The sequence below is a fragment of the Citrobacter sp. Res13-Sevr-PEB04-36 genome, from assembly GCF_015672735.1.
Lineage (GTDB): Bacteria > Pseudomonadota > Gammaproteobacteria > Enterobacterales > Enterobacteriaceae > Citrobacter.
This window is the reverse complement of record NZ_JADABY010000045.1, coordinates 121,535-136,998: the sequence shown is the minus strand read 5'-3', so window position 1 is coordinate 136,998 and position 15,464 is coordinate 121,535. Positions and strand designations below refer to the sequence as shown.

At 52.4% G+C, this 15,464-nt stretch carries 12 protein-coding genes and 1 tRNA gene; 9 read left to right on the top strand and 4 right to left on the bottom strand.

Annotated elements, in window-relative coordinates; genetic code table 11:
* Positions 1-323: 323 nt before the first annotated feature.
* Both IMQ48_RS14600 and IMQ48_RS14595 read right to left on the bottom strand, forming a co-directional pair.
* Positions 324-1,526, bottom strand: coding sequence for an integrase arm-type DNA-binding domain-containing protein (locus tag IMQ48_RS14600; protein ID WP_019078030.1), 1,203 nt, complete (start codon positions 1,524-1,526; stop codon positions 324-326).
* Between the two features lie 162 nt (positions 1,527-1,688).
* Positions 1,689-1,783, bottom strand: a tRNA-Sec gene (locus IMQ48_RS14595).
* Between the two features lie 290 nt (positions 1,784-2,073).
* On the opposite strand from IMQ48_RS14595, the gene IMQ48_RS14590 reads away from it, so the two are divergent.
* From IMQ48_RS14590 to IMQ48_RS14550, 9 genes are all read left to right on the top strand, one after another.
* The gene (locus IMQ48_RS14590) at positions 2,074-3,456 is read left to right on the top strand and encodes a glycoside-pentoside-hexuronide family transporter (protein WP_196209609.1); all 1,383 of its coding nucleotides are present in this window, start codon (positions 2,074-2,076) and stop codon (positions 3,454-3,456) included.
* 10 nt (positions 3,457-3,466) lie between these two features.
* Positions 3,467-5,785, top strand: coding sequence for an alpha-xylosidase (gene yicI / locus IMQ48_RS14585; protein ID WP_196209608.1), 2,319 nt, complete (start codon positions 3,467-3,469; stop codon positions 5,783-5,785).
* A gap of 323 nt (positions 5,786-6,108) precedes the next feature.
* Complete coding sequence (locus IMQ48_RS14580) at positions 6,109-7,662, top strand: transcription antiterminator (protein WP_196209607.1); 1,554 nt, start codon at positions 6,109-6,111, stop codon at positions 7,660-7,662.
* A 27-nt stretch (positions 7,663-7,689) separates the two neighbouring features.
* Complete coding sequence (locus IMQ48_RS14575; protein WP_196209606.1) at positions 7,690-8,160, top strand: PTS sugar transporter subunit IIA; 471 nt, start codon at positions 7,690-7,692, stop codon at positions 8,158-8,160.
* A 19-nt stretch (positions 8,161-8,179) separates the two neighbouring features.
* A complete protein-coding gene (locus tag IMQ48_RS14570; protein ID WP_196209605.1) occupies positions 8,180-8,500 on the top strand; it encodes a PTS fructose transporter subunit IIB in 321 nt (106 codons plus the stop codon).
* A 26-nt stretch (positions 8,501-8,526) separates the two neighbouring features.
* Complete coding sequence (locus tag IMQ48_RS14565) at positions 8,527-9,618, top strand: PTS fructose transporter subunit IIC (protein ID WP_196209604.1); 1,092 nt, start codon at positions 8,527-8,529, stop codon at positions 9,616-9,618.
* Positions 9,619-9,629: 11 nt separating this feature from the next.
* Positions 9,630-10,481 (top strand): class II fructose-bisphosphate aldolase, encoded by an 852-nt coding sequence (locus IMQ48_RS14560; protein WP_196209603.1) that lies wholly within the window; start codon positions 9,630-9,632, stop codon positions 10,479-10,481.
* A gap of 80 nt (positions 10,482-10,561) precedes the next feature.
* Complete coding sequence (locus IMQ48_RS14555) at positions 10,562-11,422, top strand: ketose-bisphosphate aldolase (RefSeq protein WP_196209602.1); 861 nt, start codon at positions 10,562-10,564, stop codon at positions 11,420-11,422.
* A 49-nt stretch (positions 11,423-11,471) separates the two neighbouring features.
* A complete protein-coding gene (locus IMQ48_RS14550; RefSeq protein ID WP_196209601.1) occupies positions 11,472-12,164 on the top strand; it encodes a D-lyxose/D-mannose family sugar isomerase in 693 nt (230 codons plus the stop codon).
* Positions 12,165-12,196: 32 nt separating this feature from the next.
* Here the strand turns inward: IMQ48_RS14550 and IMQ48_RS14545 are convergent, their stop codons facing one another.
* Positions 12,197-13,906: an AsmA family protein gene (locus tag IMQ48_RS14545; protein WP_196209600.1), complete on the bottom strand. Its 1,710-nt coding sequence runs from the start codon at positions 13,904-13,906 to the stop codon at positions 12,197-12,199.
* A gap of 121 nt (positions 13,907-14,027) precedes the next feature.
* Complete coding sequence (gene xanP, locus IMQ48_RS14540) at positions 14,028-15,419, bottom strand: xanthine/proton symporter XanP (RefSeq protein ID WP_196209599.1); 1,392 nt, start codon at positions 15,417-15,419, stop codon at positions 14,028-14,030.
* Positions 15,420-15,464: the final 45 nt, after the last annotated feature.

The following is a 15,464-nucleotide window of genomic DNA, read 5'->3' as shown; positions in this document are numbered from 1 at the left end:
ATTTTGCCTTGCACTTTATTATGTTAATACTTTTATTGATTTCATCCAATAAAAACTGCTGGGAAGATGTAATAGACAATTATCTCACCTGAAATATTTTCACACTGGTAATAAAATTGCTTGCAGTAACTGGTATGAGCTCATACCAGTTACTGCAAGTAAGGCTACCGCAATTGATGCACTCAATAGCTTTGCATAGAGATACTTTGAACAATGCTGTATGTAACTAGCTGATGCTGTTAACTATAAATGAGAATCAGAGCAAAATCGAGCGGTAGGTTAGATATACACAGAAAGCATATAAAACCATAGATATCAGTTTATTACACTACCGCATGTAAGATTCTACGTTCATGGTATAGATCAAATAAATAGTCTGAGTACCACTGCATCATCTCCCTGCGCCCCTCCAAATACTGAGCATGGTTATACGTCCCACGTATCGCGTTCTTATCCACATGCGCAAGCTGCGTTTCAATCCACGCTGAGTTAAAGCCTTCTTCATGCAGGATAGTACTCATCGTGTGGCGGAATCCATGCCCCGTCAGCCTTCCTTTATATCCCAATAACTCAATCACCTGATTAACGCTTTCCTTTGAGATCGGCTTCGTTCGATCATTGCGTCCGACGAATACAAGTGGGTACAGCCCGGTAATAGGCTTAAGTGACTCAAAGAGCTCTACAACCTGATCCGACATCGGAACGATGTGTGGTCGTTTCATCTTCATGACTTCAGCAGGGATCTCCCAGAGACGCTTTTCAAAATTAATATTCTCCCAACGGGCAAAACGTAATTCCTGAGTTCGTACCCCTGTAAGCATGATGATTTGAGTTGCAGTCTTGGTAATAACACTCCCGGTATAGCCTGCAAGATCTCTAAGAAAGTGAGGAAGCTCTTCGGCAGTTAGGAAAGGAAAATGCGTTTTCTTTGGTGTTGCGAGGGCTGTAGCGAGGTCAGGTGCAGGATTGTATTCAGCGCGTCCGGTCACGATCGCATGACGGAATACTTCACCGCAGCGCTGTCTGACTTTACGCATCTTTTCTAATGCGCCACGTTTTTCCATCCGGCGAAGAGTTTCCAGCAATTCCATGGGCTTAATTTCAGCTATGGGACGCTTACCGATGTAGGGGAAAATATCCTTTTCAAAGGTATCAATAATTTCATCACGATAACGTAACGACCAACGATCCGTTCTCAGTTGATGCCATTCCCGGGCAATAGCTTCGAAGGTATTTTCATAGTTGAGCTTTTGAGCGATTTTCTCTGCTTTCTTTAGCTCTCCGGGATCGCTTCCAGCAGATAGTAACTTTTTCGCAGCTTCACGTTTTTCACGGGCTTGAGCAAGAGACACCTCAGGATAAACGCCAAAGGCGAGGCGCTTTTCTTTACCTGCATAACGATACTTTAAACGCCAGTAGCGTGAACCGTTGGCGGTTACTTCAAGATAGAGGCCTCTACCATCAGATAGCTTGTACGGCTTCTCTTTGGGTTTGGCTGTATCGATTTGTCTGACTGTTAGCTTCATTGGGGGCATCTCAAAATGGGGCTATAAATCATGCCCCCCATTATGCCCCCAGAATACACTTGATTCTGATAGAGACAGTTGACCTCGGGAGAACATAATCAGCAGTAATTGCGGGTATTATAGGGGATTTAATTGAGACAGTGGAGTTCAGGAGAGGCAAATTGGCGGAAGATCACAGGAGTCGAACCTGCCCGGGACCGCTGGCGGCCCCAACTGGATTTGAAGTCCAGCCACCTCACCGGAGATGACGATCTTCCGCGCCTCGATTGCTACATGGAGGCGGGGCGCATTATAGCTACTTCCAAACGTTTCCACACCCCCTCACTCACTTTTTTAACTTCCGTTTCGCTATACCATGATCGGTTTCATATAAATCCCTACAAAATCCATAAGTTACAGTGATGTTTATTTTTTGACGCTACCCCGATCACAGAAAACAAGAATCGTAATTTGATAACGAGATATCGGAATACCCGCACTCACAGGGATGGTTTACAAGAACTGTAACCGGTATCAGTGCGTGTGAAAGTGCAAACAAGGATGCGTAATGAAAAGTGAGATTCTGTCTGTTAAAGAGAAGATTGGCTATGGTATGGGCGATGCCGCCAGCCACATCATCTTCGATAACGTAATGTTCTATATGATGTTTTTCTATACCGATATTTTTGGTATCCCTGCCGGATTTGTCGGCACCATGTTCTTGCTGGCCCGTGCGCTGGATGCCATCTCTGACCCCTGCATGGGGTTGCTGGCCGACCGTACCCGCTCGCGCTGGGGGAAATTCCGCCCGTGGGTGCTGTTTGGCGCATTGCCGTTTGGTCTGGTTTGTGTGCTTGCCTACAGCACGCCGGACCTCAGCCTGCACGGCAAAATGATTTATGCCGCAATCACCTACACGCTGCTGACCCTGCTCTACACCGTGGTGAATATTCCCTACTGCGCGCTGGGCGGTGTTATCACCAATGACCCAACGCAGCGCATCTCTCTGCAGTCATGGCGCTTTGTGCTGGCAACGGCGGGCGGCATGCTCTCCACTGTCCTGATGATGCCGCTGGTGAATCTGATTGGCGGTGAAAATAAAGCACTGGGTTTTCAGGGCGGGATTGCCGTGCTCTCGGTCGTGGCGTTTCTGATGCTGGCATTCTGCTTCTTCACCACCAAAGAACGTGTGGAGGCAGCACCGAGCAGCACCTCAATGCGTGAAGACCTACGCGACATCTGGTACAACGATCAGTGGCGCATCGTTGGCCTGCTGACCATCCTCAACATCCTGGCCGTCTGCGTTCGCGGCGGGGCGATGATGTATTACGTCACCTGGATTCTGGGCACGCCGGAAGTGTTTGTCGCCTTCCTCACCACCTATTGCGTCGGCAACCTGATCGGCTCTGCGCTGGCAAAACCGCTAACCGACTGGAAATGCAAAGTCAGTGTCTTCTGGTGGACGAACGCCCTGCTGGCGGTCGTCAGTCTGGCGATGTTCTTTGTGCCGATGCACGCCAATATCACCATGTTCGTCTTTATCTTCGTGATTGGCGTCCTGCATCAGCTTGTGACGCCAATCCAGTGGGTAATGATGTCCGACACCGTTGATTACGGTGAGTGGTGCAATGGTAAACGTCTGACGGGCATCAGCTTTGCGGGAACACTGTTCGTGCTCAAACTGGGCCTGGCTCTCGGTGGGGCGATGATCGGCTGGATGCTGGCGGGCGGCGGTTACGATGCTGCAGCGAAAACGCAAAACAGCGCCACCATTAGCATCATCATCGGCCTGTTCACCATTGTCCCGGCTATTTGCTACCTGCTGAGTGCCGTGATTGCCAAACGCTTTTACACCCTAAAAACCCCTTATCTGACTGAAATCATGCGCCAGCTGGCGCAGGGTGCGCGCCGTAATCAGCAGGATTTCACGACTAAAGAATTACAGAACTAAGGAACCAATTATGAAAATTAGCGATGGAAACTGGCTGATTCAGCCTGGCCTGAATGTGACTAACCCAATCCAGGTGTTCGAGGTTGAACGACAGGGCAACGAGATGGTGGTCTATGTTGCGCCGCGTGACGTGCGTGAACGTACCTGGCAACTGGATACCCCGTTGTTTACTCTACGCTTCTTCTCGCCGCAGGAAGGCGTGGTTGGCGTGCGAATGGAACACTTCCAGGGCGCGCTGGATACCGGCCCGCATTATCCGCTGCATATGCTGCATGATGTGAAGGTTGAGATGCAGAATACCGCTGAATTTGCCGAATTGAAGAGCGGTAACTTGAGCGTACGTGTCACCAAAGGCGAGTTCTGGTCGCTTGATTTTTTACGCAACGGCGAGCGCATCACTGGTAGTCAGTTGAAAAATAACGGCTACGTTCAGGATACCAATAGCGGGAAAAACTATATGTTTGAGCGCCTGGATCTGGGCGTTGGGGAAACGGTGTACGGGCTGGGGGAGCGCTTTACCGCGTTGGTACGTAACGGCCAGACGGTGGAAACCTGGAACCGCGATGGCGGCACCAGTACCGAGCAGTCTTACAAGAACATCCCGTTCTATGTCACCAATCGCGGTTACGGCGTGCTGGTGAACCATCCGCAGTGTGTGTCGTTTGAAATTGGCTCCGAGAAGGTGTCAAAGGTGCAGTTCAGCGTGGAAAGCGAGTATCTGGAATATTTCGTCATCGACGGCCCAACGCCGAAAGCGGTGCTGGATCGCTATACCCGTTTTACCGGTCGTCCGGCGCTGCCCCCTGCGTGGTCGTTCGGCCTGTGGCTCACCACCTCGTTCACCACCAACTACGATGAAGCGACGGTGAACAGCTTTATCGACGGTATGGCTGAGCGCAATCTGCCGCTGCACGTTTTCCATTTCGACTGCTTCTGGATGAAAGCCTTCCAGTGGTGCGATTTTGAGTGGGATCCGGTGACGTTCCCGGACCCGGAAGGCATGATCCGTCGCCTGAAGGAGAAAGGGCTGAAGGTCTGCGTGTGGATCAATCCGTACATCGGTCAGAAATCCCCACTATTCAATGAACTGAAAGATAAAGGTTATCTGCTCAAGCGTCCGGACGGCTCAGTTTGGCAATGGGATAAATGGCAACCGGGGCTGGCGATTTATGACTTCACCAATCCTGCGGCCTGCGAGTGGTATGCCAACAAGCTGAAAGGACTGGTGGGTATCGGAGTGGACTGCTTTAAGACCGATTTTGGTGAACGTATACCGACGGATGTGCAGTGGTTTGACGGTTCTGACCCGCAGAAAATGCATAACCATTACGCGTTCATTTACAACGAACAGGTGTGGAATGTGCTGAAAGAGACCGTGGGAGAAGAAGAGGCGGTGCTGTTCGCTCGTTCTGCTTCCGTGGGCGCGCAGCAGTTTCCGGTGCACTGGGGCGGGGACTGCTACGCCAACTACGAGTCGATGGCGGAAAGCCTGCGCGGCGGGTTGTCCATCGGTTTGTCCGGTTTCGGCTTCTGGAGCCATGACATCGGCGGCTTCGAGAATACCGCCCCAGCGCACGTCTACAAGCGTTGGTGTGCGTTTGGGCTGCTCTCCAGCCACAGCCGCCTGCACGGCAGTAAATCCTACCGCGTGCCATGGGCGTATGACGACGAATCCTGCGATGTGGTGCGCTACTTCACCGAACAGAAATGCCGCATGATGCCGTATTTGTATCGTGAAGCGGCGCGCGCCAGCGAGCACGGTACGCCGATGATGCGCGCAATGATGCTGGAATTTCCGGACGATCCGGCGTGTGATTATCTCGACCGCCAGTATATGTTGGGCGACAGCGTGATGGTGGCTCCGGTGTTCTCTGAAGCGGGTGATGTACAGTTTTACCTGCCGGAAGGACGCTGGACGCATTTGTGGCGTAATGATGAGGTAGCTGGCAGCCGCTGGCATAAACAACAGCATGATTTCCTGAGTCTGCCAATCTATGTGCGCGACAATACCTTGCTGGCGCTGGGCAGCAATAACCAGAAACCGGACTATGCATGGCACGAAGGGACGGCGTTCCAGCTTTTCCATCTGCAAGACGGACGGGAGGCGGTCTGCGAAGTGCCGGCCGCTGACGGCTCGGTTATCTTCACGCTGAAGGCGAAACGTACCGGCAACATTGTCACCGTGAAAGGTAAAGGTGAAGCGCATAACTGGACGCTGTGTCTGCGTAATATTCTGCAGGTTAGCGGTGTACAGGGCGGTTCATATGCGTGCAGCGAGTGGGGTGTAGTAGTAACACCGGAAGGTGATGCGCTGACGATTACCCTGTAAGCGTGTGTCGACGTGGTGCCGGATATGCTTTATCCGGCACAGCGGTGCGTGCAGCGTTCCAGTTCTGAAAATCAAAAAAAACCTGCCATAAATTTTTACCTGCCCATATTTGCGAGCGCTATCACTCTAATTCACACAAAAAATGTGATCTGCGCTGTAAATATCTCACTATTTTCCTTTTTTATCTTATTTCTGTCCGGAATACAGGACACGATTTAGTATTGTTGACACATCGTAGTCCTTTTATATTTATCATCACGGATTACACGTGGAGCATAAATGCTTCTTTAGATATTTAATCTGGTGTGTGATAAGGGTAAATAATGCAAATGATTACCTCTCGACAAAACAGATTATTAAAATTCCTTCTGTCCCGGAAGGAATATGTCACGCTGCTGAAAATTTCTGAGTATTTATCTGTTTCAGAGAAAACCGTGCAGCGTGATATCCGGTTACTGGAACAATGGTTGTTGGAATGGAAAATATCCATCGATAAGCGTGCCGGTGCGGGGGTGCTATTAAATGCCAATAATATTACTGACCTTTTGTATCTGGACCAGTTATTAGGAGCAGAAGGTGATGATGCTGATGGCATGATGAATAATTCACGACGCGTCAAGATAGCATCACAATTGTTAAGCGAAACGCCACATGAGACGTCGATCAATAAATTATCTGAACGTTATTTCATCAGTAGCGCCTCAATAGTTAACGATCTGAAAGTGATTGAATCCTGGATTACCCCGCTTGGTTTATCGTTGATCCGTAGTCAGAGTGGAACGCATATCGAAGGCAGCGAGAGCGGCGTGCGTCAGGCGATGGCATCGCTGATTAACGGGATAATTAACCATAATGAACCCGGAAGCGTGGTTTATTCACGCCTTGATCCCGGCAGTTATAAAGCATTAGTCCATTACTTCGGTGAAGAAGATGTTTTATTCGTCCAGACGCTGCTGCAAGAAATGGAGAACGATCTGTGTTGGTCGCTGGGCGAACCCTATTACGTTAATATCTTTACCCATATTCTGATCATGATGTATCGCATCACGCGGGGAAATGCATTACCGAGGAAGGACGAGAGCATCACGTTATGTGACGAGAACATCTTTTCTATTGCCAGACGCATGATTCAGCATATCGAAAAACGCATTGCCCATCCGCTGCCGGAAGACGAAGTCTGGTTTATTTATCAATATATTATCTCATCCGGTGTCGTTATCGAAGAACATAACGATGTGAGCGCAATTGGCCATATGCATTCCAGTGATGAAGCGCGGTTAATTACCCATCGGCTGATTGCCACCTTCGCTGAAATGGTCGACAGCGATCTCAGCCAGGACACCGCGCTGTATGACGGATTACTGATTCATATTAAGCCGCTGATTAACCGACTGAACTACCAGATTCGCATCCGTAATCCGCTGCTGGACGATATCAAAGGGGAATTGCAGGACGTCTGGCGTCTGACCCAATGTGCAGTGAATCGGGTATTTAGCGGCTGGGGCGATCGGACCGTGTCAGAAGATGAAGTGGGGTATTTAACCGTGCATTTTCAGGCTGCAATGGAGCGTCAGATAGCGCGTAAGCGCGTGCTGCTGGTCTGCTCAACCGGTATTGGCACCTCTCACTTACTCAAAAGCCGCATTCTGCGCGCCTTCCCTGACTGGACTATCGTCGGCGTGGTGTCGGCAGGTAGTTTGCCCTCCGTACTGACGGACGATATTGAACTGGTGGTATCGACGATTAATTTGCCCGCTGTTGCCATGCCGGTCGTGTATGTCACAGCCTTCTTCAATGAAGCGGATATTAAGCGGGTAACGGAAACGGTTATTACGGAAAAATTACATCGAGCGACGTCGCTGGTCGTTGAAAATTAATGTCATGAACTCCATGAGGTATGATTGATGGACATCACGAAAATACTCAATACGAATCGCGTTATGTTGGACATGAAAGCTACAAACAAAACGGAGGCTATTGAGGAACTGACGGATATTCTGCAAAAAGATGGGGCAATTAGCTGTCGGGAAACGTTTATTCAGGATGTTTGGCTACGTGAGTCCGAGGGGTCAACCGGCTTTGAAAATCATATTGCTATCCCCCACGGGAAATCCTCGGCGGTGGTCAATACAACGCTGGCGATTGGACGTACCCGTCAGGATATCCCGTGGGAAACCCTGGACGGCAGCAATGTGCGGTGCATCATTCTGTTTGCCGTTCGCCTTGAAGATCAGAACACCACCCATATTCGTCTGCTCTCGCAGGTTGCCGGCGCGTTGGCAGATGACGACATTATTGAACAACTCTTAGTTGAAAGTAGTCCACAAAAGATTATTGAGCTTTTTAGCCAATATGCTGAATCCAATGTCTGCTAAATAAAATGTGGAGTATGTTATGAATATTGTTTGTGTTGCCGCCTGTACGGCGGGTATTGCGCACACCTATATTGCTCGTGAGAAGTTAATTAAAGGTGCCAAAGCGCTTGGTCATAATATTAAAGTTGAAACCCAGGGTACCATCGGCACGGAAAACGAACTGCTGGCAGATGATATTTCTTCTGCTGATGTCGTGATTCTCGCTGTGGATGTAAAAATAAAAGGGGAAGAACGATTTTTAAATAAACGTATTGTGCGAGTGAAAACGGAAATTGTTATTAAGTCTCCTATTCAGTTTCTTGAAAAGGTTGAAAAATCGCTGGTTACGACAAACCAGTAGCGATCCTCATTCTGGAGGGAACTCACATGAGTGAAAATACAGTTCCACTATCACAGGAAATAAAAAGACATTTATTAACGGGGATTTCGTGGATGATCCCGTTAATCGTTGCGGCAGGGATTTGTATTGCCCTTGGGCAAATACTTGGCGGCACTAACGTCGGCGAGAAAACCGGAACCATACCCTGGATGCTCAACCAGATTGGCGGTTGGGGGATGGGGTTAATCGTACCGCTGATTAGCGCGGCGATAGCCTACTCCATTGCCGATCGCCCCGGCTTTGCGCCTGGACTGATTGTCGGTTTTGTCTGCGGCGAAATTCATACCGGTTTTATTGGCGGGATGCTGGGCGGATTTCTGGTCGGCTATACCGTCCTGCTGCTCAAACGCTATATCCGTTTGCCGCAGTCGATGCAGGGGTTGATGCCCATCATGGTACTGCCGGTGCTGAGCACTGTCATTGGTGGACTGTTGATGATGACGCTGATTGGCAAGCCGATTGCCTGGCTGCAGGACGCGTTGATTCATCTGCTGGAGTCTATGCAGGGCGGGTCACGTTTTCTGATGGGCGCTATCCTCGGTGCAATGGCGACATTCGATTTCGGCGGGCCGGTGAATAAAACCATGTCGCTGTTTGCGGATGGCATGCTGGTCAGCGGCGTGTACGGCCCGGAAGCGGTGAAGTTTGTCGGCTCGATGATCCCTCCGTTCGGCATTACGCTCTCCTTCCTGCTAACGCGTCACAAGTACACCCGTGCGGAGCGCGAGGCGCTGAAAGCGGCGTTCCCGATGGGGATCTGCATGATAACCGAAGGGGTTATTCCGATTGCCGCACGCGACCTGTTGCGTGTAGTCGGATCCTGCGTAGTGGCCTCGGCGGTGGCGGGTGGTTTGATTATGGTGTGGGGCGTCGAAAGCCCGGTACCGCACGGTGGCATGTTCGTGGTCCCACTCTTTACGCATCCGCTGCTGTTTTGCCTGGCGCTGGGGATCGGCACGGTGATTTGCGGCGTCATGCTGTCGCTGTGGAAGAAACCGGTGACCGAGCGTGACGAAGAGTTTGATGAACTTAGCGATCAAAAGCTGAAAGACGAAGAGATCACCTTCACCCTGGAATAACCGGAGGCCGTATGTTTGCCGATATGAAAAGCATGGTGATGAAAGCCTGGCGTGAGCAGTATGCGCTGCTGGCCATCAACTGTATGAACCTGGAAAGTGCCCGGGCGGCGGTACGGGTGGCTGAGAAATATCATGCGCCGATCATTCTGAATCTGTATCAGGGGCATCTGGAGCATTTTCCGGCTCCGATAGCGGCGGCGGTAGTCAAAATGCTGGCGGAAGACGCCTCGGTACCAGTTGCGCTGGCGTTAGATCACGGAAAGGATCCTGTACGCATTCGCCAGGCTTTCCGCGCCGGATTCAGCGGTCTGATGATCGACGCCTCTGCGTTTGCTCTGGAAGAGAATATTCGCCAGACCCGGGCGGTGGTGGAACTTGCCGCCAGCGTGCAGCTGTGTGTGGAAGGTGAGCTGGGCCATCTGGCCGACGCCCCGCGTTATGATCATGCGTCTAACGTCGATTTGATGACCCAAACCGCCGACATTGCACCGTTTCTTCAACAAACCGGGATCGATTTACTGGCGGTATCGGTTGGTACGGCGCATGGCATGTACGCCCCCGGCGTGACCCCGGCCATCGATTTTCAGCGACTGGAGGAGATAGCACATCTATCGACAGTACCACTGGCGCTGCATGGGGGGAGCGGCACGCCGTTTGACCAGCTCCAACGTTGTCCGACGTTTGGCGTCGCCAAGATAAACGTTGGGGCAGCTGTCTTCGAAGCTGGAAAGGCCGCGCTGTTGCATACCCTGTGTCGCGACAAATCTTGTGAACTCGTTGATGCCCTGGCCCTGATGGAACAGGCCTGCGAGGAAGCCATTATTCCGTACCTACAGGCCAGCGGCGCTATCGGCAAAGCCTGATTCATTTTCTGTAACGCCTTCTATGCCTCTGCGATGACGCACTGGCAGGGCTTTCTACACCCTGAAACTGGAGAATTAACATGTTAGTTTCGATGAAAGAATTACTGCAACCGACCCGTCAGCACGGCTTTGCTATTGGCGCATTCAACGTGGCAGACAGCTGCTTCGTGCGTGCCGTGGTGGAAGAAGCGGAAGCAACCAACACCCCGGCGATTATCTCCATTCACCCCAGTGAACATGATTTTGTCGGCGATGCGTTTTTTAGCTATGTCCGCGATATCACCCTGCGCAGCCCGGTGCCGTTTACGCTGCATCTGGATCACGGCGCCTCGGTGGAGCATGTGCTGCGGGCGATTCAGTGCGGGTTTACTTCGGTGATGATTGACGGCTCGCTGTTGCCGTATGAAGAGAACGTGGTGTTAACGAAGGAAGTGGTCAGACTGGCGCACGCCGTAGGCGTCTCGGTGGAAGGTGAGCTGGGTACGATTGGTCAAACCGGGACTTCAGTGGAAGGCGGCGTGTCGAAAGTTACTTATACCGACCCTGCTCAGGCAGAGGATTTTATCGCCCGTACTGGTGCAGACACGCTGGCGGTGGCGATTGGAACTGCACACGGGATCTACCCGAAAGGTATGCAGCCTGAGCTGCAAATGAACATCCTGCGCGATATCGCCGGGCGGCTGAGTATTCCACTCGTGTTGCACGGCGGTTCAGCGAATCCGGATGCGGAAATTGCCGAATCCGTTACGCTGGGCGTGGGTAAAATCAACATTTCCAGTGATATGAAATATGCCTATTTCCAGAAAGTCCGTGAAATCCTGGCAAAAGAAACCTGGTGGGACCCGAATGTGATCTATCCGGAAGCCATTAGCGCCGCGCGGGATGTGATCCGCCACAAAATGAAATTGTTCGGCTCAACCGGAAAAGCATCACTTTACTAACGGCATGCAGGCGGGGTGACCCGCCTCTTTCGCAACAAGGAAAAGTGGAATGAAGCGTTCACACATTAATTATGCCGTCGATAAAGCGCATGCCATCGCCGAGACTTTTCGAATCTGTCTGCCTGACTTTGCGTATTTTACCGTCGACGCCTGGCGGCAACAGGATAGAACTCTGTGGCGTGAAGTGCTCGACCTGCAACTGGGCTGGGACATTACCGACTTTGGTCGTGGAGATTTTGCGCAAACGGGACTGACGTTACTGACGTTGCGCAATGGTCTGCTGGGCTCGGCAAATTACCCTAAACCGTATGCCGAAAAGATGCTGCAAATTCAGCAGGATCAGCAAACACCGTGGCATTTTCATACGCATAAAATGGAAGACATTGTGAATCGTGGCGGCGGTGATTTATGTATGCAGTTGGCGTGGGCCATGCCCGATGCGCAGTATGACACTCGGCGCATTGTTGAAGTTAGTGTCGATGGCCAGCGGCGAACCGTTAAGCCCGGTGATACGTTGGTGTTGAAACCAGGGCAGGGTGTGTGTCTTCCTCCGCGGTTGTATCATCGCTTCTGGGCTGAGAAAGCGTTTGTTCTGGGCTGGGAAATCTCGATGGTGAATGACGACCAGCACGACAATCACTTTCTTGAACCGGGCGATCGATTCCCGACGATACAAGAGGATGAGCCGGTGAAATGGCTGCTATGCCGCGAATATGATGGTTTATGGGGGCAGGGCGTGTAAGCCCGGCAGCATTAGCGCCACCGGACATTACATTACTGGGCAGGTGGTGGGGCTGTGACTTCATTGCCTGATACAACACCTGCCTGCATTGTTTGCGTCACCTGCTGCTTGTCGGCATTCACCGCATGCAGTTGGCCGTTCACGGTGGGTTTCAGCGGCGTATCTGCCTGCATATTGCCACTGGCGGTAAGCTGGATGTTGCCGTCGCCGGAAAGCGGTAGCACAGGCCATCCCCACTGTTGCAGGATAGTCATTGGCACGCCGCGTCCGTTCAGGCTGACTTGCGTCTGGCGCTGTGGAAGTTGCGAGATGCTGGCTGTGGCCTCCAGCAGTCCTTTTTCCGTATAAGCGCTAAGTTCACTGATATTGATGGTGTTGCTGTTAGCTGTGAGCGCCAGCGAAGGGCGGCGCACGTCGGTACGGTTAAATGTGGCTGCCGCGGCATTAAGTGTGGTGCTGCCGCTCCAGATCCCCCACTGGTTATTCTGTACCAGCCCGAGGTTGGCGCCGTAACCGTCCAGCGCGGTGAGCTGCCACGGGAAAGTGGGGTCGATATCAATCACCAGATTACGGCTGGCGCTGAATTTCTTCAACGTCAGGCTGCTCAGCCAGGCGGGCAGAGGCTTCATCCACAATTGTTTCCAGTTTTCCGGCAGCGTGTATTCCAGACCGGCAACTGCGGCATCATCGAGGACAAGCGCTTTGTTATTGCGCAACCAGTTGCCGGAGGTTCTGACCATGCCACCTTCCCAGCGAGTGGTGAACTGGCGTAGCGCAATACCCTGCGGTGAGAATTCGGCGTTGAGGATGGGATCGAAGAAGTGCAGCGAGCCGTAGATAAACTCGCTGGCGTTCATCGACAGTTTGCCTTCCTGGGTTTGCCAGTCGTCCTTGCTGAAGGTCATGTTGCGCAAGCTGAGATCGAGATCCGTTACCGCCCAGTCAGGGCCTTGCAGACGGGCATCTGTTACCTCAAGGCGACCAATCTGCAGAGAGGGAATGGTGGTCAGCGGGGCAAAAAAGTCAGTCAGTGACTTATCGCTTTGCAGCCGGATGTCGTTCAGCCGCAGACTCTCCACTATCCAACTGCCATCGGGGTTTCGCTGCGCCACGCCGGTCAATGCGCCGCGCGCCACATCGGCGCCAATAGTGCTTAACGTGACCCGATCGTTGTCGATACTGCCCTCAATCAGCACGTTGGTGGTGGGAACATCGTTCAGTGTCAATGAGCTGGCGCTGAGTTGGATCTGTGCTTTGCTGCCGAGTATTTTTCCGGCTTCAGGGGTCCAGGGGATCACGCCGCCGTTCACACGCTGGGCGCTGAGGTTCCACTCGCTGCCGGGGCTGTTGAGCGCCATATCCTGCAACTGCAAGCGATCGGCCTGGAACGGCAGCGGCGCGGTTTGTGGGGAAAGATTCAGCGTACCGTTTTGCAACAGAATGGTGTCGACGTGCAGTGGGTCGGTGATTTGACGGCTGCTCAGTCCAATATCAACAGCTTTTGCCACCAGGGTGGCGGGCTGACCATTCCGACCAAAGGTGACGTTCTCCAGCAGAATATGGGAGGGCGAAGAAAACCGGTGGTCGATGGCATCAAAAGCCAGGTGGTAGCTGCTGTTTTCTGAGACCCAGGCGCTGACATGCTCTGCGCCCCAGCGGGTTTGCAGTAGAAAATAGAGGCCGAGGATCACCACTGCAAGGGCAATCAGCACGTAAAGAAGCAGCTTTCCAATAAATTTCATGGTCTTCCATCCCGCGAAGTGCACATAGTCAAGTTATGCACGATTTACGCGCAATCCTCAAGGCGGGAATGGTGAAAGAGCGTAACAGCGGCGTTGATTCTGAATCAACGCCGCACGTCGCTTACTGCTTTTCTGGCGGGAAAACGAGGTTCAGAACGATAGCGGTAATACCACCCGCGGCAATTCCCGAGGAAAGCAGGTTTTTCACCCAGTCCGGGGCGAACTGGAGGATCAGCGGCTGCTGAGACACACCCAGACCGACGGCCAGAGACAGCGCAATAATCAGAATGGCGCGGCGATTCAGCGGCTCACGAGAGACAATACGCACTCCGGAGGCGGCGATGGTGCCGAACATAACCAGTGTGGCACCACCGAGAACCGGCTCAGGAATGTGCTGTACAAACCCGCTGACCGCCGGGAACAGACCCAGTGCGATCAGCATCAGTGCGACCACAAAACCAACATAGCGGCTGGCTACGCCGGTCAACTGAATCACTCCGTTGTTCTGTCCGAAGCAGGAGTTCGGGAAGGTGTTGAACACGGCAGAAACAAACGAGTTCAAGCCATTCGCCAGTACGCCACCTTTCAGGCGTTTCATGTACAACGGGCCGGAGACGGGTTGTTCGGAGACATCGGACGTCGCTGTAATATCACCAATGGTTTCCAGCGAGGTGATCATAAAGACCAGCATTAACGGCAGCAGTAAGCTCCAGTCGATGCCCAGGCCATAGTACAGCGGCGTTGGCACCATGATGAAGTCCTGGCTCACCGGGGCGGTGTTTTGCGGCAACATGTCCATAAACCAGGCCAACAGGTAGCCTGCGGCCATAGCAATCACCAGTGATGCCACGCGCAGGTACGGGTTGCGCTGGCGGTTAAGTAGAATAATCAGCGCCAGCACAACGCCGGCCAGCATCAGATTCTTCGGCGCGCCGAAGGTATTGTCGCTCATTGCGGCATAGCCGCCGCCGATTGACGTCAGGCCTACCTGAATCAGCGACAGGCCGATAATCATCACCACCACGCCTGAGACCAGCGGGGTAATAATACGGCGCGCCAGATGCAGTACGCGCGAGATAACCATTTCCGTGCAGCTCGCCAGCATCAGCGTGCCAAACAGTGCCGCCATCATAGTCGGGACATCCGCACCGCCGGTTTTCAGTGCCGTGCCGCCCATAATCAGCGGTGCCACAAAGTTAAAACTGGTGCCCTGAATGGATAACAGCCCCGAGCCGACTGGCCCCCAGGCTTTGATCTGAATGATGGACGCTACACCGGATGCGAACAGCGACATACTGATAATGTGTTGAGTATCCTGAGCCGGTAAACCGAGCGCCTGACAGATAAGCAGAGCAGGCGTGATCACCGCGACAAACATCGCCAGCAGGTGCTGACAGGCGGCAAACAGGGTCTGGGCTAACGGGGGGCGATCTTCAAGACGGTAAATCAGTTCACTGTTGTGAGCCTGCGCAACCGGTTGCGCACTTGTTGACTCTACGGCGTTAACGGACATCAGAGGCAATCCCATGGTGGAAAAGCGGTGATTTTATCTGACCAG